The following is a 19,880-nucleotide window of genomic DNA, read 5'->3' on the forward strand; positions in this document are numbered from 1 at the left end:
CCGGGTGGTGAGGGCTTCGTATTATCCCAGATCGGCCATCAGCACTTTTGACCGGCGCTGATAGTTGTACATCTCTTTCTTACTCTCCGGCAGTGATTCAATGTCCACCGGTGTAAATCCGCGCTCCTGGAACCAGTGAATGCTGCGCGTAGTCAGCACGAACAGCTTGTTCAGCCCCATCTGACGCGCCTGAGCCGCCACGCGCTCAAGCAGCATTTCACCCCGTGAAGAGCTCCGGTAGTCAGGATGCACCGCCACGCAGGCCATTTCTCCGATCTGCTCTTCCGGGAACGGGTAGAGAGCGGCGCAGGCAATGGTCAGGTTATCGCGCTGAATAATGGTGAATTTGTCGATCTCCATCTCCAGCTGTTCGCGGGAGCGCCGAACCAGAATGCCCTGCTGTTCCAGTGGGCGAATCAGCTCCAGAATTCCGCCGATATCATTGATGGTGGCGCGACGGATCTGCTCCGCGCTCTCCATCACAATCTGGGTGCCGATACCATCGCGGGAGAACAGTTCCTGCAGCAGGGCACCGTCTTCCTGATAGCTGATCAGGTGGCTACGACGCACGCCGCTGCGGCAGGCCTTCACGGCACCGCGCAAAAAACGCACGGTACCCGAGTGGTAATCCCCTTCGGCTTCCAGCGCTTCCACGCGAGCCTGGGCCTCATTCGGGAAGAGCTCTGGCACAATCACCCCTTCATCATTCACGACGCCCTGGGAAGAGCAAAACCCAATCATTTTCTCCGCCTTCAGCTTGATGGCCAACTGAGTGGCAATCTCTTCTGAGGTGAGGTTAAAGCTTTCACCGGTCACGGACACTGCTACAGGCCCCATCAGCACGATGGCACCGCTGTCCAACTGGCGGTGAATGGCCTCTTCATCGATACGACGAATACGTCCGCTATGGCAATAGTCCACGCCATCGTCCACGCCGAGAGGCTGAGCGATGATAAAATTGCCGCTCACAACGTTGATGTGCGCGCCCTGCAGCGGTGTGTTGTTAAGGCTCATCGACAGGCGAGCGGTGATATCCAGCTGCAGCAGACCCGCCGCCTGTTTCACCAGCTCAAGGGTTTTCGCATCCGTGACGCGGGTATGTTTATGGTAAATCGGCTCGTGGTGATGCGCGGCCAGGTTGGCATCAATCTGCGGGCGCGCGCCATACACCACAACCAGGCGGATCCCGAGGCTGTGCAGCAGGCCAATGTCATTGACGATGCTGGAAAAGTTTTCATGCTCAATGGCTTCGCCGCCGAGCATGATGACAAACGTTTTTCCCCGATGGGCGTTGATATAGGGAACAGAATGGCGGAATCCCTGGACCAGTTCGGTTCTACGTTCCTTCACCATGACACAACCCTTAATGAATGTTTATTCGTAATTTCTGTATTTTTATTCGATTGTGGCCGTGTGTGCAAGCCTAAATTTTCTGCGACCCACAGAAATTGATAAGTAATCCGTGCGTTAGCGTATGAATGTTTACCCTTTTATAGATGACAGTTTATGCGTCATTCGTTAAAGTTTTCGGTCAATTTAGCGATTTTGTAAATCAGTCACTTTTCTTGCTCGGGAGAAGCATGTCGGGATCCAATTCAGCAATAAGCCGCCGCCGGTTGTTAAAAGGGGCAGGGGCGATGTGGTTGCTTAGCGTCAGCCAGGTGGGTCTTGCCGCCACCAGTCAGGTGGTGGCGGTGCGCGTCTGGCCGTCGTCGACCTATACACGTGTCACGGTAGAATCCAATCGGGTGCTGAAATATAAGCAATTTGCCCTCAGCAATCCTGAGCGTGTGGTGGTGGATCTCGAAGGTGTTAACCTCAACTCTGTGCTTAAGGGAATGGCGGCGCAGATCCGCGGCGACGATCCGTTTATCAAATCGGCGCGCGTGGGTCAGTTTGATCCGCAAACCGTGCGCATGGTGTTTGAGCTGAAGCAAAACGTTAAACCGCAGCTGTTTGCCCTGGCACCTGTTGCGACGTTTAAAGAGCGTCTGGTCATGGATCTCTACCCGGCGAATGCGACGGATATTCAGGATCCGCTGCTGGCATTACTGGAAGACTACAACCAGGGCAACCTGGAGAAGCAGGTGCCACCGGCCCAGAGCGGTCCGCAGCCCGGAAAAGCAGGGCGCGATCGCCCGATTGTGATCATGCTGGATCCTGGCCATGGCGGCGAAGACTCGGGCGCAGTGGGGAAATATCGTACCCGGGAAAAAGATGTGGTGCTGCAAATCGCCCGCCGGCTGAAGGCGCTGATCGATAAAGAAGGCAATATGCGCGCCTATATGACGCGAAACGAAGATGTCTTTATTCCACTGAAAGTCCGCGTGGCAAAAGCCCAGAAGCAGCGTGCAGACTTGTTCGTCTCAATTCATGCCGATGCGTTTACCAGCCGCCAGCCGAGCGGTTCGTCGGTGTTTGCGCTCTCGACTAAAGGGGCAACCAGCACCGCCGCAAGATTCCTGGCTGACTCTCAGAACGCCTCGGACCTGATTGGCGGCGTGAGCAAAAGTGGCGACCGCTATGTCGACCACACCATGTTTGATATGGTGCAGTCGCTGACCATCACCGACAGCCTGAAATTTGGTAAAGCGGTGCTGGGCAAGCTAGGCAATGTTAATAAGCTGCACAAAAACAGCGTTGAACAGGCCGGGTTCGCGGTGCTGAAGGCCCCGGATATTCCGTCGATTCTGGTCGAGACCGCGTTTATCAGTAACGTGGAAGAGGAGCGTAAGCTCAGGACGGCAAAATTCCAGCAGGAAGTGGCAGAGTCGATTCTGGCAGGGATCCGGGCGTATTTCTCAGATGGGGCGACGCTGGCAAGGCTTGGGTAGTTGAGTGCGCCGGGTAAACGCCCGGCAGTTTCACACACCGCAGATACAAAAAAACACCCTAAAGGGTGTTTATTGTTTTAGAAGTGTTGGTTGCGGGGGCCGGATTTGAACCGACGACCTTCGGGTTATGAGCCCGACGAGCTACCAGGCTGCTCCACCCCGCGTCCGTCTTTCTACTCTTGTAGAAACTTACTTCTTCAAATTTGATTGGTTGCGGGGGCCGGATTTGAACCGACGACCTTCGGGTTATGAGCCCGACGAGCTACCAGGCTGCTCCACCCCGCGTCCGTCTTCCTACTGTCGTAGAAGATACTTCATCAAATTTTAATTGGTTGCGGGGGCCGGATTTGAACCGACGACCTTCGGGTTATGAGCCCGACGAGCTACCAGGCTGCTCCACCCCGCGTCCGTGGAAGCGCACTATACTCGGTTAGGTTTGTGATGCAACCCCTTTTTCACATAAATCATTAACTTTGTATGTAAATTGAACGGCGTTGCGATATTTGGACTATTTTTTGCTCAGAATTTGCCAAAGGGCATGTGATTCCGTTTCTTTAGAACAGTGGGTTTGTTATCTTCATCACGCGGTAATGGGCAACTTTAAGACGAGATATAATGAAAGGACGTTGGGCGAAGTATCTAATGACAGGGGCAATGGTAGCCATTCTTGCGGCCTGCTCTTCTAAACCGACCGATCGCGGTCAACAGTATAAAGACGGGAAGCTATCCCAGCCTTTCTCTTTAGTTAATCAACCTGATGCCGTTGGCGCACCGATCAACGCCGGAGACTTTTCCGAGCAGGTTTACCAGATCCGCAACGCGTCGCCACGTCTGTATGGCTCACAGAGTAGCGTTTATAACGCGGTACAGGACTGGCTACGCGCGGGCGGTGATACGCGCAATATGCGCCAGTTTGGTATCGACGCCTGGCAGATGGAAGGGGCGGATAACTATGGCAACGTCCAGTTTACCGGTTACTACACCCCGGTTATCCAGGCGCGACACACGCGTCAGGGCGAGTTCCAGTATCCCATTTACCGAATGCCGCCTAAACGCGGTCGTCTGCCGTCCCGCGCTGAGATCTACTCCGGTGCGCTGAGCGAAAACTACGTTCTGGCCTACAGCAACTCGCTGATGGACAACTTCATCATGGATGTTCAGGGCAGCGGCTATATCGACTTTGGCGATGGCTCCCCCCTGAACTTCTTCAGTTACTCCGGTAAAAACGGTCATGCCTATCGCAGCATTGGTAAAGTGCTGATCGACAGAGGCGAAGTGAAAAAAGAAGACATGTCGATGCAGGCGATCCGCGAGTGGGGTGAAAAACACAGCGAAGCCGAAGTGCGTGAGCTGCTGGAACAGAACCCGTCGTTTGTCTTCTTTAAACCGCAAAACTTTGCGCCAGTGAAAGGGGCAAGTGCCGTTCCACTGATTGGCCGCGCCTCGGTAGCTTCGGATCGTTCTATTATTCCTGCGGGTACCACGCTGCTGGCGGAAGTGCCTCTGCTGGATAACAACGGCAAATTTAACGGTCAGTACGAGCTACGTCTAATGGTCGCGCTGGATGTCGGCGGTGCGATTAAAGGTCAGCACTTCGATATTTATCAGGGCATTGGACCGGATGCGGGGCACCGTGCAGGCTGGTATAACCACTATGGGCGCGTATGGGTGCTCAAGGCAGCCCCTGGCAGCGGTAACGTATTCAGCGGCTGATTGTGGTATTCTGAGTCGTACTGAATTAACAGAGAAGGGTGAGGAATAACCTCACCCTTTTGACATCTGAGGTTTTATGTCTGTAGTAATCAGCGATGCCTGGCGTCAGCGTTTTGGCGGCACGGCACGTCTATATGGTGAAAAAGCCCTGCAGCTGTTTGCGGATGCGCATGTCTGCGTCGTGGGGATTGGCGGTGTTGGCTCCTGGGCGGCGGAAGCGCTGGCGAGAACCGGCATTGGCGCGATCACGCTGATTGATATGGATGACGTTTGCGTCACCAACACCAACCGTCAAATCCATGCCCTGCGCGATAACGTCGGGCTGGCGAAATCTGAGGTGATGGCGGAGCGTATTTGCCTGATTAACCCGGAATGCCGCGTGACGGTGATCGATGACTTTGTGACGGCAGATAACGTCGCCGAATACATGAGTAAAGGCTACAGCTATGTCATCGACGCGATTGACAGCGTGCGTCCAAAAGCGGCGTTGATTGCCTACTGTCGGCGTTACAAGGTTCCTCTGGTTACCACCGGGGGGGCTGGCGGGCAAATCGATCCCACGCAGATTCAGGTGGCCGATTTGGCAAAGACGATTCAGGACCCGCTGGCGGCCAAGCTGCGCGAGCGCTTAAAAAGCGATTTTAACGTCGTGAAAAACAGCAAAGGCAAGCTGGGCGTTGACTGTGTCTTTTCGACTGAAGCCCTGGTCTACCCGCAGGCTGACGGTTCGGTGTGTGCGATGAAAAGCACGGCGGAAGGGCCAAAAAGGATGGATTGCGCCTCAGGCTTTGGCGCGGCCACCATGGTGACCGCCTCTTTCGGCTTTGTAGCCGTCTCTCACGCCCTGAAGAAAATGATGGCGAAGGCGGAACGTCAGGCCTGAGCCTGACGCGCGGCATCCTGTACCGCCTCACTGAGTGCGACCAGGCCCTGACCGCGCGAGGCGCTGAGCTGCGCCCGTAGCCCCAGTTCATCGAACAATGCCAGCGGCGAGTGCGTCAGCAGCTCCGCCGCGCTTTTCCCTTCCACGGCGGTTAACAGTACCGCCAGCAGCCCGCGAACGATACGTCCTTCGCTGTCGCCAAAGAAATGCAGTTTTTCACCGGATACCGTGCATCCCAGCCAGACGCGGTTCTCGCAGCCGGAAATCTCTTTCGCCTGCGCTTTGCGTTCGTCTGACAGCGCCGGCAACTGCTTGCCGAGCAGGATCAGCTGGCGATATTTGTCTTCCCATTGCAATAGCGGGGCAAAAGTCTGTTTTAAGGTCTCTTCTGTGATAACCGTGCCAAACGGATGTTCGGCTAAGGCTGAACTCGTCATTAATCCACCAGTATTTCAAGGGCGCGGTCAACGGCATCAACCAACGCATCCACATCGCTTTGCGTATTATACGGCGCAAACGATGCACGCAGCGTACCGCTAACACCCAATGCGGCCAGTAATGGTTGCGCGCAGTGCTGGCCGGCACGCAGGGCAATGCCATACCCGGCAAGCAGCGTAACCATATCGCTATGATGAACGCCGGCAAAATCAAAGGCCAGCAGGCTTGAGTCCTGCACGCGGAACGATCGAAAACCCGGACGTTTCTGCAGCGCTTCTTCTGCAAGCGTCGCCAGACCCCGGCTCCAGCGTTCTGCCTGAGCGATATCTGTTTCAGCCAGCCATTCAAGCGCGGCGCTGAGGCCGATGACGCCTGCGACGTTCGGCGTTCCGGCTTCCAGACGGTAAGGAACATCCTGAGTTTTAAAGCCCTCAAAGGACACCTCGGTGATCATTTTGCCTCCCCCAAGCCACGGCGTCATTTGCGCCAGCAGGGCCGGTTTTCCGTACAGCACCCCGATCCCGGTTGGGCCGTACAGCTTATGTCCTGAGAAGGCATAAAAATCAATATCCAGCTTTTGTACATCAGCGGGGAAATGCACCACGCCCTGGGCACCGTCGACCATCACCACCATGTCGTTAGCGTGGGCCACGTCGATGGCCAGAGCCAGATCCGGGCAACCCCCTGTGACGTTCGACATTTGTCCAAGAGCCAGAATGCGGCTGCGGGGGGTAATGAGCTCAGATAAGCGCGCTACGTCTGGCAGAAGATCTGCACCCAGCGGCAGTTTCACAATGCGCGCGCCCGTTTGCTCAGCCACCATCAGCCACGGAACCAGGTTGGCGTGGTGTTCTGCCTCGCTGACAATAATTTCATCGCCGGGCTTTAGCCGCGGGCGCGCATAGCACTGGGCCACCATGTTAATGGCTTCAGTTGTGCCTCGCGTCCAGACGATGTTTTTCCCGCTTTCGGCGTTGATCAGGCGTGCGACCTGATCGCGCGCGGCTTCATAGCGCGCGGTTAATCGCTGTGCTTCGGCAAACTGGCTACGGTGCACGTTCCCGGCGCTCAGGCTGTAGAACTGCTGCGTCGCCTCAATGACTGCCTGAGGCTTAAGGGCGGTGGCAGCGCTATCAAGATAAATACCGGCATCGGCCAGCGCCGGGAACTGTGCGCGAAACTGCGCGGGACTGAAAGCGTTCATGGAATTCCTCATCTCAATAGTGAGATCGTCGCGCAATTTCATCGGCAGGGCAAGAAGGTTGATATCTATCAGATTTGTCTGCTAATCCTCACTTATCCTGGCGACTCTGAAAAAGCAGGTTATGCTAAATAAGGTTAGGTGAATGTTTAAGCCTGTTATAAATCGATGTTTGAATAGCATTAATTGCTAAAGGAGAATAAGCATGAAAAAGACAGCCGCCATTATTTCTGCCTGTGCGTTGACCTTTGCCCTGAGCGCCTGTTCCGGTAACAACTACGTAATGCATACTAACGATGGCCGTTCTATCGTCTCTGAAGGGAAACCGACAACCGATAACGACACCGGTATGATTTCGTATAAAGATGCGAACGGGAACAAGCAGCAGATTAATCGCACTGACGTGAAGGAAATGAAAGAAATCGAGCATTAATCGATCGCAGGCGAAAAAAAAGCACCGCAAATTGGCGGTGCTACATTAATCACTATGGACAGACAGGGTAAATGTACAGGAAGTGAAAAATTGGTAGCGTTGCTACCGTGGTCTGAATCGCAGACCAATTGCAAACACAACAACACAACATCACAACCGTAAGCCAAAAGCCCTTCAGAACACGCATTCCGAAAAAAGCTCTTCGTTCCGGCTCAGGAAGTGCCGCCACTATAGGTATTTGCTGGTAGTTCCTCAACGGACAAATTATAATGGCTCAGATAAAAAAAACTAATAGGTTAAACATTGTTTCCTGTTTGTTAAATCTCGTTAACATCTAAGCCAGATAACCATGTCGAAGCGATTGCCACCCCTAAATGCATTACGTGTTTTTGATGCAGCAGCACGTCACCTGAGTTTCACGCGCGCAGCCGATGAGCTTTTTGTGACACAGGCCGCAGTAAGTCACCAAATCAAGTCTCTGGAGGATTTCCTGGGCCTTAAGCTGTTCCGTCGGCGCAACCGTTCATTACTGTTGACCGAAGAGGGGCAGAGCTATTTTCAGGATATTAAAGAGATTTTTTCCCAGCTCACGGAAGCCACGCGCAAGCTGCAGGCCCGCAGTGCAAAAGGCGCGCTGACGGTAAGTTTATTACCCAGTTTTGCCATTCAGTGGCTGGTGCCAAGACTCACAAGCTTTAACTCAGCTTATCCGGGAATCGACGTTCGAATCCAGGCGGTGGACCGTCAGGAAGACAAGCTGGCCGATGATGTGGACGTCGCCATTTTTTATGGCCGCGGTAACTGGCCAGGCTTGCGTGTGGAAAAATTATACGCAGAATATCTGCTGCCGGTCTGTTCACCGCTGCTCTTAACGGGCGAAAAGGCGCTGAAGACCCCCGCTGACCTGGCACGACATACGCTTTTACATGATGCTTCTCGCCGTGACTGGCAAACTTATACCCGTCAATTAGGTCTTAATCATATAAACGTGCAGCAGGGCCCCATTTTTAGCCACAGCGCAATGGTGTTACAGGCTGCCATTCACGGGCAAGGCGTGGCGTTGGCGAATAACGTCATGGCGCAGTCCGAAATTGAGGCAGGCCGTCTGGTTTGTCCATTTAATGATGTGCTGGTCAGCAAGAACGCGTTTTATCTGGTTTGTCATGACAGTCAGGCAGAACTGGGTAAAATAGCCGCTTTCCGACAGTGGATTCTGGCGAAAGCGGCGAGTGAGCAAGAAAAATTCCGCTTCAGGTATGAACAGTAACTTTTGTGTGCCGGGCACGCATCACTTTAGGATTTAAACATGACCAGCCGATTCATGCTGATTTTTGCCGCGGTGAGTGGCTTTATTTTTGTTGCACTGGGCGCCTTTGGCGCACATGTATTAAGCAAGTCGTTGGGGGCGGTAGAAATGGGCTGGATCCAGACCGGCCTTGAATACCAGGCATTCCACACGCTGGCGATTTTTGGGCTGGCGGTGGCAATGCAGCGCCGCATCAGCATCTGGTTTTACTGGAGCAGCGTATTCCTGGCGTTAGGCACCGTGTTGTTCAGCGGTAGTCTGTACTGCCTGGCGCTTTCGCATTTACGCCTGTGGGCGTTTGTTACACCTGTCGGCGGCGTCAGCTTCCTGGCAGGTTGGGTATTAATGTTTATCGGAGCCATCCGTCTGAAACGCAAGGGCGTTGTTCATGAATAAGGTTGTTTTATATTGTCGCCCGGGGTTTGAGAAAGAGTGCGCCGCGGAAATTACTGATAAAGCGGCGAAGCGCGAAGTCTTTGGCTTTGCACGCGTTAAAGATAATGCCGGCTACGTCGTATTCGAGTGCTATCAGCCTGAGGATGCGGATAAACTCGCGCGTGAGCTGCCGTTCAGCTCACTGATTTTCGCTCGCCAGATGTTTGTTGCCGGTGAACTGCTAAAAGATCTTCCGCCGGAAGACCGCATCACGCCGGTTGTGGGTATGCTGCAGGGGGTCGTGGAAAAGGGTGGCGAGCTGCGTGTTGAAGTCGCGGATACCAACGAAAGCAAAGAGCTGATGAAGTTCTGCCGTAAGTTCACCGTACCGCTGCGCGCTGCACTGCGTGACGCAGGCGTGCTGACAAACTACGAAACGCCAAAACGTCCGGTGGTGCATATATTCTTTATCGCCCCTGGCTGCTGCTACACGGGTTACTCCTACACCAATAACAACTCTCCCTTCTTCATGGGCATTCCGCGTCTGAAATTCCCTTCAGATGCGCCAAGCCGTTCTACCCTGAAGCTGGAAGAGGCGTTCCACGTGTTTATCCCGGCTGATGAGTGGGATGAGCGTCTGGCGAACGGCATGTACGCGGTCGATCTCGGCGCGTGTCCGGGCGGCTGGACCTATCAACTGGTGAAACGCAACATGTGGGTCTCTTCGGTTGATAACGGCCCGATGGCCCAGAGCCTGATGGATACCGGACAGGTCACCTGGCTGCGTGAAGATGGTTTCCGCTATCGTCCCACCCGCAACAACATCTCCTGGATGGTGTGCGATATGGTTGAGAAGCCGGCAAAAGTGGCCGCGCTGATGGCCTCCTGGCTGGTGAACGGCTGGTGCCGTGAGACTATCTTTAACCTCAAGCTGCCGATGAAAAAGCGCTATGAGGAAGTCTCGCAAAACCTGGCCTATATCCAGGCGCAAATGGATGAGCACGGCATTAACGTGGAGATTCAGGCGCGCCAGCTGTATCACGACCGCGAAGAAGTGACGGTGCATATTCGTCGCTGGTGGGCTGCTGTCGGCGGACGTCGCGACGAGCGATAATACGCGTTACATTGCCCGGTGGCGTTTTGCTTGCCGGGCGATTCATCTGAAAACGATTTAACGTTCTAAGCGCAACTGCTGCAAGTTCCCGTCCAGCTGTAAATCCGTCTGTAACGTCGCCACATCCCGGCAGATAAAGGCCATCTCTTTATGCGCCTCCAGCTTTTTGCGCCATTTTTCCGGGACCTCGTCCAGCCTGGCGTAAATCCCTTCCAGACTCTGAAAATCCGTCAGCAGTTGGGCGGCACTCTTCGGCCCGATGCCTGCCACTCCCGGAACCTTCGAGCTACTTATTCCGGCCAGCCCCCAGTAGTCAGGAAGTTGTTCCGGCGAGACGCCAAACTCACTGGCGATAAAGGGGGCATCAAGCCAGCGCTTCTGGAAGTAATCGCGAATGCGGACGGTGGGCGAAAGCAGCTGGCAGTAGCCTTTATCGGTTGAGACGATGGTGGCCTGATGTCCGGCGCTCGCGACCTTGACGGCTAACGTGGCAGCCAGATCATCGGCTTCATTGCCATGGGCTCCCCAGCAGGGAACGCCGCGCTGTTCAAAGGCGGCGCGAATGGCCGGCATTTCGGCATGCAAATCGTCAGGCATTGGTGCGCGCCCGGCCTTGTAGTCGGGAAGGCGCTGGTGTCGCCAGCCGCTGTTACGCGCTTCGTCATCAAAAACGGCAACCACATGGGTCGGTTCGCTATGGCGGATAAGTTGCTCCAGCGCGTGCAGACACGTGTCCTTACAGGGCGTACCTTGCACCGCATGGATCCGGCGAATGAGGTTGAGCGCATCGACGATAAGCAAATGAACAGCCACAGATAATCTCCCTTCTGTTTAATGGGGGAAGGGTAACATTGTCAGCGGTGGGAAACTATGTGCGGTGGGGAAAACAGGAAGAAGCCTCGCAAAACGAGGCTTCCTGAAAGGCTTAATCGCAGGTCACGATCTTCATCGCCAGGCCGCCGCGAGATGTTTCGCGGTATTTGGCGTTCATATCTTTACCTGTTTCGTACATGGTTTCGATAACTTTATCGAGGCAAACGCGCGGTTCACTGGTCCGACGCAGCGCCATACGTGCGGCGTTGACCGCCTTCACGGAGGCGATGGCGTTACGCTCGATGCAAGGCACCTGTACCTGTCCGGCAACCGGGTCGCAGGTCAGTCCCAGGTTATGTTCCATGCCGATTTCAGCCGCAATACAGACCTGTGTCGGGCTTGCGCCCAGCAGTTCTGCCAGACCCGCCGCAGCCATGGAGCAGGCGACGCCAACTTCACCCTGACAGCCTACTTCTGCACCGGAAATAGAGGCGTTCATCTTGTACAGTGAACCAATCGCACTGGCGACCAGCAGGTAGCGTGCCAGCGAGTTGGCGTTCACTTCGCGGATAAACTTGTCGTAGTACGCCAGTACTGCCGGAACGATACCGCAGGCGCCGTTAGTCGGTGCTGTCACCACGCGGCCACCCGCAGCGTTCTCTTCGTTTACCGCCAGCGCGAACATATTGATCCAGTCAACGACCGCCATAGGGTCCGTGGTCGTTTTGTCGGTGCTCACGAGCATCCGACGCAGCGCTGCCGCACGGCGTGGTACGCGAAGCTTACCGGGCAGAACGCCTTCGGTAGTGATCCCGCGTTCGATACCGCCGCGCATGACTTCCCAGACGCTGGTGAAGTGCTGCTCCAGTTCCGCTTTGCTGTGCAGGGCCAGCTCGTTTTTCATCATCAGGCCGGAAAGGGAGAGCCCCGTTTCCTGGCAGTGACGCTGAAGATCCGCCGCGGTTTTGTACGGATAAGGCACGTCAACGGAAGATGTGCTGGTTTCACCAAAGTGGTCTTCGTCGACGATAAACCCGCCGCCGATAGAGTAGTAAGTCTGGCTGTATACCGCTTTGTCACCTGCCAGAGCGGTAATACGCATTCCGTTTTCGTGCAGTGACAGGTTGTCTGCATGGAAATTCATGCAATGATCAACCGGGAATTCCACTTCATGTTCGCCATTTGCCAGCAGCAGGCGACCGTGGGTATTGACGTCCTGGATGAAACCAGGGATCGCATCAATATCAACGGTATCCGGCAGGTTTCCTGCCAGGCCCATGATAATGGCGATATCGGTATGGTGGCCCTTACCTGTCAGGGAGAGAGAGCCGTACACATCGACAACCACGCGGGTTACGTCGTGCAAAATGCCGCGCGCAATCAAGTCATCCGTGAACTGCTTACCGGCTTTCATTGGTCCGACGGTGTGAGAGCTGGAAGGACCAATACCGATTTTGAAAATATCGAATACGCTAATCATGATGCGTCCATTGCTTTCAGTCAGAGGGGGAGGAGTGCGCCGTCCTGAGACGGCGCGGGTGATAATCAGAACATGGTGTACAGGGAGTAGAAGATTGCGGAGATAGCGATAAGCCCCATGATAACCACGAAGATATTGCTCATCTGACCGCTGTACTTGCGCATGGCAGGTACTTTCTGAATCGCGTACATCGGCATCAGGAACAGAATCATCGCGATAACCGGGCCGCCCAGGGTTTCAATCATGCCCAGGATGCTTGGGTTCAGCGTGGCAACTGCCCAGGTGGTGACCAGCATGAACAGCGCGGTCATCTTGTTCAGTTTGTTGACTTCAATGCTCTTACCTTTACCGCGCAGAGATTTAATCACCATACCGTTGAAGCCTTCACGTGCGCCCAGGTAGTGGCCGAGGAAGGATTTGGTAATGGCGATGATCGCGATGATAGGTGCCATCCACGCGATGACCGGTGCGTTAAAGTGGTTCGCCAGGTAAGACAGAATGGTGATGTTCTGCTCTTTCGCTGCCGCCAGATCCGCCGGGGAGAGGCTCAGTACACAGCTGAAGACGAAGAACATAACGGTCAGCACCATCATGATGTGCGCACGCGCCAGGATGCTGGAGCACTTCTTCTCTGCACCGTCGCCGTACTCTTCACGCTTCGCCACGGCGAAGGAGGAGATGATCGGTGAGTGGTTAAAGGAGAATACCATCACCGGGATCGCCAGCCACAGGGTCATCAGCAGGCCGTTACCGGTTGCAGATGCGCTGCTCAGGGAGAGCGTTTCCAGCGCGGCACCGTGCCACTGTGGAATCAGATACAGCGCCAGTACCATCAGTGCAGCCACAAACGGGAACACCAGGATGCTCATCGCTTTCACGATCATCTGCTCACCGAAACGGACAATGGTCATCATGCCCACAATCAGGATCAGAGACAGAATGGCACGCGGTGGTGGCGTCATGTGCAGCTGGTGCAGCATGAAGCTTTCAACGGTGTTAGTGATTGCAACGCTGTAAACCAGCAAAATGGGGTAAATCGCGAAGAAGTAGAGCAGGGTAATCAGTTTACCTGCGCCCACGCCAAAATGTTCTTCAACGACTTCAGTAATGTCTTCGCCAGGATTTTTACCGGACAGCACGAAGCGGGTCAGGCCGCGGTGCGCAAAGTAGGTCATCGGGAAGGCAATGATAGCCATGATGATCAGCGGAATCAGACCGCCGACGCCTGCGTTAATAGGAAGGAACAATACACCAGCGCCGATAGCTGTGCCGTAAAGGCCAAGCATCCACATGGTATCTGATTTGCGCCAACCACTTCGGGATTCAATCGAAGCAACGGTGCTGGTTTGAGTGGTTTCCATCTGTATCTCCTGGAGGAAGCAAATTGTCAGGTTTGTAGTCAAATCCGATGAAAAAGTGCCTGACGGTAATATGAAATTCGTTCAGTGACGGTTTTTTAATAATTTTCGCCCGTAACTATTGGCGGGCGGAAAGATACATTCTCGTTATGAATCTATCAGTGATCCCGATCCCAATTGCAATAATCCACTTTTGATGTGGGCATCTTTAGACCATTTATCTATTAAAAAAACATCGAATAGGATTTACGGGCGCGAAGGCTACCATCAACAACATGTGAGCTAAAAGAGCACCCGCGAAGATAGGTGTCTTACGCTGTAAAGAAATGGGTTTTTAGGATTTTCTGGCAGGTAATTTAGTTTAAGGCTGATAATTTACGGTTGTAAAAACGAGGTAATCGTTTGCGTGGCATCGGAGTTTGTAAAAGGTATAAGCAATATCTATGAGTTGTTTCGGTAATAAAAAAGCCGGGCCCCACAGCATCGTGGCCCGGCTTTTATCAGGAGAGTGAAAATGTTACGTGCAGATTTCGTAGCAAGGAATGTACGCCGACCCGGGTAGCTTCATGCGGTGCTGGGCAACAAAGCCCTGCAGCATGTCATCCATGCGGCGCATCATTTCGCGATCGCCATGGATCTTATACGGACCATACTTCTCGATAGCACGGATACCCATCTCTTTCACGTTACCCGCCACGATGCCGGAGAAGGCGCGTCGCAGGTCGGCTGCCAGGACTTCTACCGGCTGGTCCGGGTACAGTTTCAGGTTGGCCATGTTTTCGTGCGAGGGTTCGAACGGGATCTGCAGGTCCGGCGCGATGCGGATTGACCAGTTAAAGCTGTAGGCATCTCCGGTGTCGCGACGGTTCTCTTTTACCAGCGGCATCGCTTTTTTCATCTGACGCGCCACTTCTGCCGCATCGTCAATGATGATGCGATAGTGACGACGCGCGGTTTCCCCCAGCGTATGCACGATAAACTCGTCCAGTACGCGGAAGTAGTCAGCGCTCTCTTTCGGCCCGGTCAGGATCAACGGCAGAACCTGATCTTTGTTAGCCGGGTTCATCAGAATACCCAGCAGGTAGAGCAGCTCTTCTGCGGTTCCCACGCCGCCCGGGAAGATGATTATCCCGTGGGCGATACGGACAAACGCCTCAAGGCGTTTCTCGATATCCGGCATAATAATCAGTTCGTTAACCAGCGGGTTAGGTGGCTCAGCGGCGATGATCGACGGCTCGGTCATGCCGATAAAGCGCCCTTCTTTGTAACGCTGCTGAGCGTGTCCCACTGCCGCGCCTTTCATTGGCGCTTCCATCGCCCCGGGACCACAGCCGGTACAGATATTCAGCTCACGCAGGCCGAGCTGGTTTCCCACCCGACGGGCATAGAGATATTCGGTTTCGTTAATCGAGTGACCACCCCAGCAGACGACCATATTAGGGGCTTCGCCCACGTGCAGGGCGCGGGCGTTACGTAAAATGGAGAACACCAGATTGGTGATATGTACCGAGCTTTCCAGGTCGAGATGCTGGAAGCGGCCTGCGTTGTGGATCTGCCCGTTAACAAACAGGATGTCACGCAGCACGGCAAACAGGTTGGCCTGAAGGGAGCGAATGATGCGCCCGTCCACAAAGGCCTCTTCCGGCGGGTTGATCACTTCAAGTTTCACGCCACGCTCGCGGCGCAGCACGTTGATATCAAAGCTTTCGAAGCGGGACAGCAGCTCTTTACTGTTGTCGGTCAGGCTTCCGGAGTTCAGTACGGCAAGTGAACAGTTACGAAACAATTGATAAAGATCGCTGCTGGCCGTGCGTTTAAGCATGTCCACTTCCAGCTGCGACAACATATCCATTGAGCCAAGAGGGCTAATATGTGTAATCAAGTGAGCTCCTTACGGGACGATTATCGTCTTTCCCTGTTGATTACAATAGCCCTGGCTTACGACGTTTCACAACCTAAAGCGCGGAATAGACCGCGCATATTGCGAAAATATTTAGGTTACTGGCGTACAAGACGGCCGGTGGCAGGCACAAAGTCCGTGTTGGTGCGCCATGGATTGATATCCAGACCACCACGGCGGGTGTAGCGCGCATAAACGCTTAACGTTTCGGGATGACAGAAACGCTGAATATCATTAAAGATGCGCTCCACGCACTGCTCGTGGAATTCGTTGTGATGTCGGAACGACACCAGGTAGCGCAGCAGTTTTTCCCGGTCAATCTTCGGACCGCGATACTGGATCTGCACGGATCCCCAGTCCGGCTGATGGGTGATCAGGCAGTTGGATTTCAGTAAATGACTGACCAGCGTCTCTTCAACGATCTTTCCGCTCGCCGCATTTTCGAGGTAATCGGTACTGAATTCGTAATTATCCACTGCGATATCCTGATCGTCGATGCAGGTGCCGTTGAAGTGGGCAACAGGCTGCCCTTCCAGCTCATTCAGACGATAGAGTGACACGCTCACCTTGCCCTGTGCGCAGGCGCTTAAATCCCGCTCCAGGGTATGCTGAACCTCTTCCTGACTGTCGAATTTGGTCTGGTTAAAGCTGTTGAGATAGAGCTTAAAGCTTTTGGATTCCACCAGGTTCTGGCTGGCATAATCCAGTTCAACATGGCCCACTGCGACCTGCGGCAGACCGCGGGCGTTGAGCCAGGAAAGCTCGTAGAGCGTCCAGATATCACCGCCAACAAACGGCAGCGCGTCAGCGCGCAGGCCCAGAGGATCGCGATTCAGACTGCGCGGTACGCCCTGCAGCAGGCTTGCATCGTAGGTGTCGCGGTAATCGGTCGATTTACCCAGCGTTAAGCCCGTTAACGCCTGATGATTTTCGTAAGACATGTTTCATAGCCACTTTACAGGTACACTTATGGGCTGAGTTTATCCTGTCTTACAAGAAGAGAGAAATCGGTGGACATCGAAACTGCAAATGCCCTCACTGCCTTCACGACCCGCTATTGCGATGCATGGCATGAAACGCACGGCACTTGGCCGCAAAGCACTGACTTATATGGTGTACCTTCGCCATGTATTATCTCTTCTCCGGATGATTACGTTATCTGGCAACCGCAATCCCCGACGGGTGAGCAAAATGTAAATGCGGTTGAACGGGCAATGGACATTGTGGTACAACCAGCGGTTCACGCGTTTTATACCACGCAATTTGCAGGGGATATGCCTGCGCGATTTGCTGATATCACGCTGACGCTGTTGCAGACCTGGAGTGAAGACGATCTGCAGCGTGTTCAGGAAAACCTGATTGGTCATCTGGTCACGCAAAAACGCCTTAAGCTTTCTCCGACGCTCTTTATTGCCACGCTGGACAGTGAACTGGACGTTATCTCAGTCTGCAACCTGTCTGGTGAAGTGGTTAAAGAGACCATCGGTACCCGCAATCGCGAGACTCTCGCCCCCTCACTTGCGGAATTCCTCACCCGACTTGAGCCACTTCTGTAATCCACGATGCTATCGCACGTGTGAGAGATCTCTTACAGAGTTGTGAGAGATCGCTGGATCATTCAGTATTGCCTTATTTAATTAAGATTAACATTACTCTATTTTTCAATATGTTAATGAGGTGTCGCCGCGTCCAGGGGGGCACGGGACGGCTTACAGCGCTGCCAGCATGGGTTGTAAGACGAAGCAGAATAGCGGATTCTAGTTGTGTCGACAGGATGCCGACACGAGAAACGAACATCAGGATGATGGCGTTTCTCACCAGGAACACGTCAGGATGACGCTGCAGGAAGGCTTCAGGATGAAGCAAAAGGATCGCGCAGGATGCGTAAGGGACACCTCCAGGAAGGGAGAATGAGAGCCGGTCATGATGGTCGGTGGGTCAGGATGGCCAGGACGTTTCAGGATGAAACAAACACATCAGGACGATGTGAGCAGGATGCACAAGGTGAAGGATGACCAGGCCTTCGGGCTTCAGGAAAAGTTGTCACGGATGAGCAGGGAGCACGAATTGTAGCTGGATTGCTGCGGAACGAACCGGGAGCACTGTTTTTACAGTGCTCCCTTTTTTTATTTCTGTCTCCTGCAATGCTATGCTGCGCGCCGTTCACTTTTTCAGTTGAGGTTACTATGACGCAACACGATAGCGTTCGTGCCCGGTTGCACGCCATCGAGGCATTATTGCGCCAACATCAGCTGTGGCAGGAGACCGCGCCGCAGCCAGAAGCCTTCGCAAGCTCTCAGCCGTTCTGTCTGGATACGCTGGCACCGTTCGAATGGCTCCAGTGGGTATTAATTCCGCGCATGCACGCGCTGCTCGACGGCGGCCACCTGCTGCCGCAGGCGTTCGCTGTTGCGCCTTATTATGAAATGGCGCTGGACGCGACCCACCCTGCGCGCGATGTCATGCTGATTGAGCTGGAAAAGCTGGATGCTGTGTTTGCCGGTGAAGATGCATGACGCTTGAGATCCTCTATCAGGATGAGTGGCTGGTCGCGGTAAACAAACCGTCTGGCTGGCTGGTGCACCGAAGCTGGCTGGACCGCGATGAAAAAGTGGTGGTGATGCAAACCGTGCGCGACCAGATTGGTCAGCACGTCTTTACGGCTCATCGTCTCGACAGGCCAACCTCCGGTGTGTTGCTGATGGGGCTTTCCAGCGAAGCGGGCCGCCTGCTGTCGCAGCAGTTTGAACAGCACCAGATCCAGAAACGCTACCACGCGATCGTTCGTGGCTGGCTGACGGAGAGCGCCACGCTCGATTATCCGCTGGTGGAAGAGCTGGACAAGATTGCCGATAAATTTGCCCGCGATGACAAAGGCCCGCAGCCTGCCGTGACGGATTACCGCGGCATGGCGACCACGGAAATGCCGGTGGCAACCAGCAAGTTTCCGACCACCCGCTACAGTCTGGTTGAGCTGTTGCCCAAAACCGGGCGCAAACACCAGCTCCGCCGTCACCTGAAACACCTGCGTCATCCGATTATCGGTGACAGCAAGCACGGCGATTTGCGCCAGAACCGCAGTGCTGCCGAACATTTTGGCTGCGACCGCCTGATGCTGCATGCCAGTGAACTGAGCCTGACGCACCCGTTTACCGGCGAACCGCTTACTCTCCATGCGGGGCTGGACAACGTCTGGATGCAGGCGCTGTCACAGTTTGGCTGGCTGGGGCAACTCCCCGAAAATGAAAGGGTTGAGTTTGTATCGGGCAACGTTCAGGATGAACAGCAAGCGCAATAATCAAGGAAATACATCATGGCTGAAGTGGGCATTTTTGTCGGCACAATGTACGGCAACTCGCTGCTGGTAGCAGAAGAGGCTGAGGCGATACTCGCAGGTCAGGGCCATAAAGCCACGGTCTATGAAGACCCGGAACTGGCAGACTGGGAAAAGTACAAAGATAAATACATTCTGGTGGTTACCTCCACTACCGGGCAGGGCGATCTGCCGGACAGCATCGTGCCGCTTTTCCAGGCAATCAAGGATCAGCTTGGCTATCAGCCGGATGTTCACTACGGCATCATTGCTCTGGGCGACAGTTCTTACGCCAATTTCTGCGGCGGTGGTAAGCAGTTCGATGCGCTTTTGCAGGAACAGAGCGCGCAACGCGTCGGTGAGATGCTGCTGATTGATGCAGGTGAACACCCTGAGCCAGAGAGTGAATCGAACCCGTGGGTTGAACACTGGGCAACGCTGCTTAAATAACCCTCTGGCCGGGCAGCCCTTCGCATACCCGGGCCCCGCGCCCACGTGGCGCGAGCGCAAACACAAAACGGTAACGTCGGTTACCGTTTTGCTTTTCTCCCGCCTTCCGGCGAATTCCGTGAACTACCTTCCACTGCTTTGGGCTTATGCCCCAAACAACTTCTCATTGACCCCTCAATGTTGTGTTCATGCACGGTGAGGGACAGAGGCACTTCTCCCTATACTTTTCCGGTCAGTCATCAAAAAGGCAGTGCGCACTATAAAACGGC

At 54.3% G+C, this 19,880-nt stretch carries 19 protein-coding genes and 3 tRNA genes; 11 read left to right on the plus strand and 11 right to left on the minus strand.

What is annotated here, in order from left to right; translation table 11 throughout:
- Nucleotides 1-21: 21 nt before the first annotated feature.
- Nucleotides 22-1,353: an amino-acid N-acetyltransferase gene (argA, locus tag HV157_RS19220; protein ID WP_020883786.1), complete on the minus strand. Its 1,332-nt coding sequence runs from the start codon at nt 1,351-1,353 to the stop codon at nt 22-24.
- Between the two features lie 227 nt (nt 1,354-1,580).
- On the opposite strand from argA, the gene amiC reads away from it, so the two are divergent.
- Nucleotides 1,581-2,834 (plus strand): N-acetylmuramoyl-L-alanine amidase AmiC, encoded by a 1,254-nt coding sequence (gene amiC, locus HV157_RS19225; RefSeq protein WP_020883787.1) that lies wholly within the window; start codon nt 1,581-1,583, stop codon nt 2,832-2,834.
- Between the two features lie 87 nt (nt 2,835-2,921).
- Here the strand turns inward: amiC and HV157_RS19230 are convergent.
- The 3 genes from HV157_RS19230 to HV157_RS19240 form a co-directional block, all read right to left on the minus strand.
- Nucleotides 2,922-2,998, minus strand: a tRNA-Met gene (locus HV157_RS19230).
- A 44-nt stretch (nt 2,999-3,042) separates the two neighbouring features.
- Nucleotides 3,043-3,119, minus strand: a tRNA-Met gene (locus HV157_RS19235).
- A gap of 44 nt (nt 3,120-3,163) precedes the next feature.
- Nucleotides 3,164-3,240 (minus strand) — tRNA-Met (locus HV157_RS19240).
- A gap of 209 nt (nt 3,241-3,449) precedes the next feature.
- Here HV157_RS19240 and mltA point away from each other — a divergent pair.
- Both mltA and tcdA read left to right on the plus strand, forming a co-directional pair.
- Complete coding sequence (gene mltA / locus HV157_RS19245; RefSeq protein ID WP_025203349.1) at nt 3,450-4,547, plus strand: murein transglycosylase A; 1,098 nt, start codon at nt 3,450-3,452, stop codon at nt 4,545-4,547.
- 76 nt (nt 4,548-4,623) lie between these two features.
- Nucleotides 4,624-5,430: a tRNA cyclic N6-threonylcarbamoyladenosine(37) synthase TcdA gene (tcdA, locus tag HV157_RS19250; RefSeq protein WP_182268836.1), complete on the plus strand. Its 807-nt coding sequence runs from the start codon at nt 4,624-4,626 to the stop codon at nt 5,428-5,430.
- On the opposite strand, the gene csdE is transcribed toward tcdA, so the two are convergent.
- Both csdE and csdA read right to left on the minus strand, forming a co-directional pair.
- On the minus strand, nt 5,421-5,867 hold the full coding sequence (gene csdE, locus HV157_RS19255; RefSeq protein WP_014171435.1) for a cysteine desulfurase sulfur acceptor subunit CsdE: 447 nt from the start codon (nt 5,865-5,867) through the stop codon (nt 5,421-5,423). The two genes, tcdA and csdE, sit on opposite strands and share 10 nt — an antisense overlap.
- On the minus strand, nt 5,867-7,072 hold the full coding sequence (gene csdA / locus HV157_RS19260; RefSeq protein ID WP_063925547.1) for a cysteine desulfurase CsdA: 1,206 nt from the start codon (nt 7,070-7,072) through the stop codon (nt 5,867-5,869). The genes csdE and csdA overlap by 1 nt, the downstream gene beginning before the upstream one ends.
- Before the next feature lie 202 nt (nt 7,073-7,274).
- Here csdA and HV157_RS19265 point away from each other — a divergent pair, with 202 nt between their 5' ends.
- From HV157_RS19265 to rlmM, 4 genes are all read left to right on the plus strand, one after another.
- Nucleotides 7,275-7,502 carry a YgdI/YgdR family lipoprotein gene (locus tag HV157_RS19265; protein ID WP_003862759.1) on the plus strand — a complete coding sequence of 76 codons (228 nt, stop codon included), beginning with the start codon at nt 7,275-7,277 and terminating at the stop codon, nt 7,500-7,502.
- 349 nt (nt 7,503-7,851) lie between these two features.
- Nucleotides 7,852-8,769: a glycine cleavage system transcriptional regulator GcvA gene (gene gcvA / locus HV157_RS19270; RefSeq protein WP_014171433.1), complete on the plus strand. Its 918-nt coding sequence runs from the start codon at nt 7,852-7,854 to the stop codon at nt 8,767-8,769.
- Between the two features lie 39 nt (nt 8,770-8,808).
- Complete coding sequence (locus HV157_RS19275) at nt 8,809-9,204, plus strand: DUF423 domain-containing protein (RefSeq protein ID WP_008499646.1); 396 nt, start codon at nt 8,809-8,811, stop codon at nt 9,202-9,204.
- Nucleotides 9,197-10,297 (plus strand): 23S rRNA (cytidine(2498)-2'-O)-methyltransferase RlmM, encoded by a 1,101-nt coding sequence (rlmM, locus tag HV157_RS19280; RefSeq protein WP_025203351.1) that lies wholly within the window; start codon nt 9,197-9,199, stop codon nt 10,295-10,297. The genes HV157_RS19275 and rlmM overlap by 8 nt, the downstream gene beginning before the upstream one ends.
- A gap of 57 nt (nt 10,298-10,354) precedes the next feature.
- Here the strand turns inward: rlmM and xni are convergent, their stop codons facing one another.
- The 5 genes from xni to queF form a co-directional block, all read right to left on the minus strand.
- Nucleotides 10,355-11,110, minus strand: coding sequence for a flap endonuclease Xni (gene xni, locus HV157_RS19285; protein WP_014171431.1), 756 nt, complete (start codon nt 11,108-11,110; stop codon nt 10,355-10,357).
- A 112-nt stretch (nt 11,111-11,222) separates the two neighbouring features.
- Nucleotides 11,223-12,590 (minus strand): L-serine ammonia-lyase, encoded by a 1,368-nt coding sequence (locus tag HV157_RS19290; RefSeq protein WP_020883793.1) that lies wholly within the window; start codon nt 12,588-12,590, stop codon nt 11,223-11,225.
- 65 nt (nt 12,591-12,655) lie between these two features.
- Nucleotides 12,656-13,951 carry an HAAAP family serine/threonine permease gene (locus HV157_RS19295; protein ID WP_025203352.1) on the minus strand — a complete coding sequence of 432 codons (1,296 nt, stop codon included), beginning with the start codon at nt 13,949-13,951 and terminating at the stop codon, nt 12,656-12,658.
- Nucleotides 13,952-14,465: 514 nt separating this feature from the next.
- Nucleotides 14,466-15,830, minus strand: coding sequence for a nucleotide 5'-monophosphate nucleosidase PpnN (gene ppnN, locus HV157_RS19300; protein ID WP_014171428.1), 1,365 nt, complete (start codon nt 15,828-15,830; stop codon nt 14,466-14,468).
- Between the two features lie 116 nt (nt 15,831-15,946).
- Nucleotides 15,947-16,789 (minus strand): NADPH-dependent 7-cyano-7-deazaguanine reductase QueF, encoded by an 843-nt coding sequence (gene queF, locus HV157_RS19305; protein ID WP_032680380.1) that lies wholly within the window; start codon nt 16,787-16,789, stop codon nt 15,947-15,949.
- 69 nt (nt 16,790-16,858) lie between these two features.
- Between queF and syd the strand changes: the two genes are divergently transcribed.
- The 4 genes from syd to HV157_RS19325 all read left to right on the plus strand — a co-directional run bounded on the left by syd (nt 16,859) and on the right by HV157_RS19325 (nt 19,611).
- Entirely contained in the window at nt 16,859-17,404 is a 546-nt protein-coding gene (gene syd / locus HV157_RS19310) for a SecY-interacting protein (protein ID WP_040018897.1), read from the plus strand.
- 630 nt (nt 17,405-18,034) lie between these two features.
- On the plus strand, nt 18,035-18,364 hold the full coding sequence (locus HV157_RS19315; RefSeq protein ID WP_182268838.1) for a YqcC family protein: 330 nt from the start codon (nt 18,035-18,037) through the stop codon (nt 18,362-18,364).
- Nucleotides 18,361-19,146 (plus strand): tRNA pseudouridine(65) synthase TruC, encoded by a 786-nt coding sequence (gene truC / locus HV157_RS19320; RefSeq protein WP_014171422.1) that lies wholly within the window; start codon nt 18,361-18,363, stop codon nt 19,144-19,146. Before HV157_RS19315 ends, truC begins: the two co-directional genes overlap by 4 nt.
- Nucleotides 19,147-19,161: 15 nt before the next feature.
- The gene (locus tag HV157_RS19325; RefSeq protein WP_014171421.1) at nt 19,162-19,611 is read left to right on the plus strand and encodes a flavodoxin; all 450 of its coding nucleotides are present in this window, start codon (nt 19,162-19,164) and stop codon (nt 19,609-19,611) included.
- Nucleotides 19,612-19,880 lie beyond the last annotated feature (269 nt).

Origin of the sequence: Enterobacter sp. RHBSTW-00318 (assembly GCF_014101375.1) — a bacterium.
GTDB lineage: Bacteria > Pseudomonadota > Gammaproteobacteria > Enterobacterales > Enterobacteriaceae > Enterobacter > Enterobacter ludwigii.

Excerpts from the sequence above, each read along its gene's own strand:
- argA (WP_020883786.1), bottom strand. The coding sequence starts at position 1,353 with ATGGTGAAGGAACGTAGAACCGAACTGGTCCAGGGATTCCGCCATTCT.
- truC (WP_014171422.1), top strand. The coding sequence starts at position 18,361 with ATGACGCTTGAGATCCTCTATCAGGATGAGTGGCTGGTCGCGGTAAAC.
- gcvA (WP_014171433.1), top strand. The coding sequence starts at position 7,852 with ATGTCGAAGCGATTGCCACCCCTAAATGCATTACGTGTTTTTGATGCA.
- csdE (WP_014171435.1), bottom strand. The coding sequence starts at position 5,867 with ATGACGAGTTCAGCCTTAGCCGAACATCCGTTTGGCACGGTTATCACA.
- HV157_RS19315 (WP_182268838.1), top strand. The coding sequence starts at position 18,035 with ATGACGCAACACGATAGCGTTCGTGCCCGGTTGCACGCCATCGAGGCA.
- mltA (WP_025203349.1), top strand. The coding sequence starts at position 3,450 with ATGAAAGGACGTTGGGCGAAGTATCTAATGACAGGGGCAATGGTAGCC.
- queF (WP_032680380.1), bottom strand. The coding sequence starts at position 16,789 with ATGTCTTACGAAAATCATCAGGCGTTAACGGGCTTAACGCTGGGTAAA.
- tcdA (WP_182268836.1), top strand. The coding sequence starts at position 4,624 with ATGTCTGTAGTAATCAGCGATGCCTGGCGTCAGCGTTTTGGCGGCACG.
- HV157_RS19275 (WP_008499646.1), top strand. The coding sequence starts at position 8,809 with ATGACCAGCCGATTCATGCTGATTTTTGCCGCGGTGAGTGGCTTTATT.
- HV157_RS19325 (WP_014171421.1), top strand. The coding sequence starts at position 19,162 with ATGGCTGAAGTGGGCATTTTTGTCGGCACAATGTACGGCAACTCGCTG.
- HV157_RS19265 (WP_003862759.1), top strand. The coding sequence starts at position 7,275 with ATGAAAAAGACAGCCGCCATTATTTCTGCCTGTGCGTTGACCTTTGCC.
- csdA (WP_063925547.1), bottom strand. The coding sequence starts at position 7,072 with ATGAACGCTTTCAGTCCCGCGCAGTTTCGCGCACAGTTCCCGGCGCTG.
- rlmM (WP_025203351.1), top strand. The coding sequence starts at position 9,197 with ATGAATAAGGTTGTTTTATATTGTCGCCCGGGGTTTGAGAAAGAGTGC.
- HV157_RS19295 (WP_025203352.1), bottom strand. The coding sequence starts at position 13,951 with ATGGAAACCACTCAAACCAGCACCGTTGCTTCGATTGAATCCCGAAGT.
- amiC (WP_020883787.1), top strand. The coding sequence starts at position 1,581 with ATGTCGGGATCCAATTCAGCAATAAGCCGCCGCCGGTTGTTAAAAGGG.
- HV157_RS19290 (WP_020883793.1), bottom strand. The coding sequence starts at position 12,590 with ATGATTAGCGTATTCGATATTTTCAAAATCGGTATTGGTCCTTCCAGC.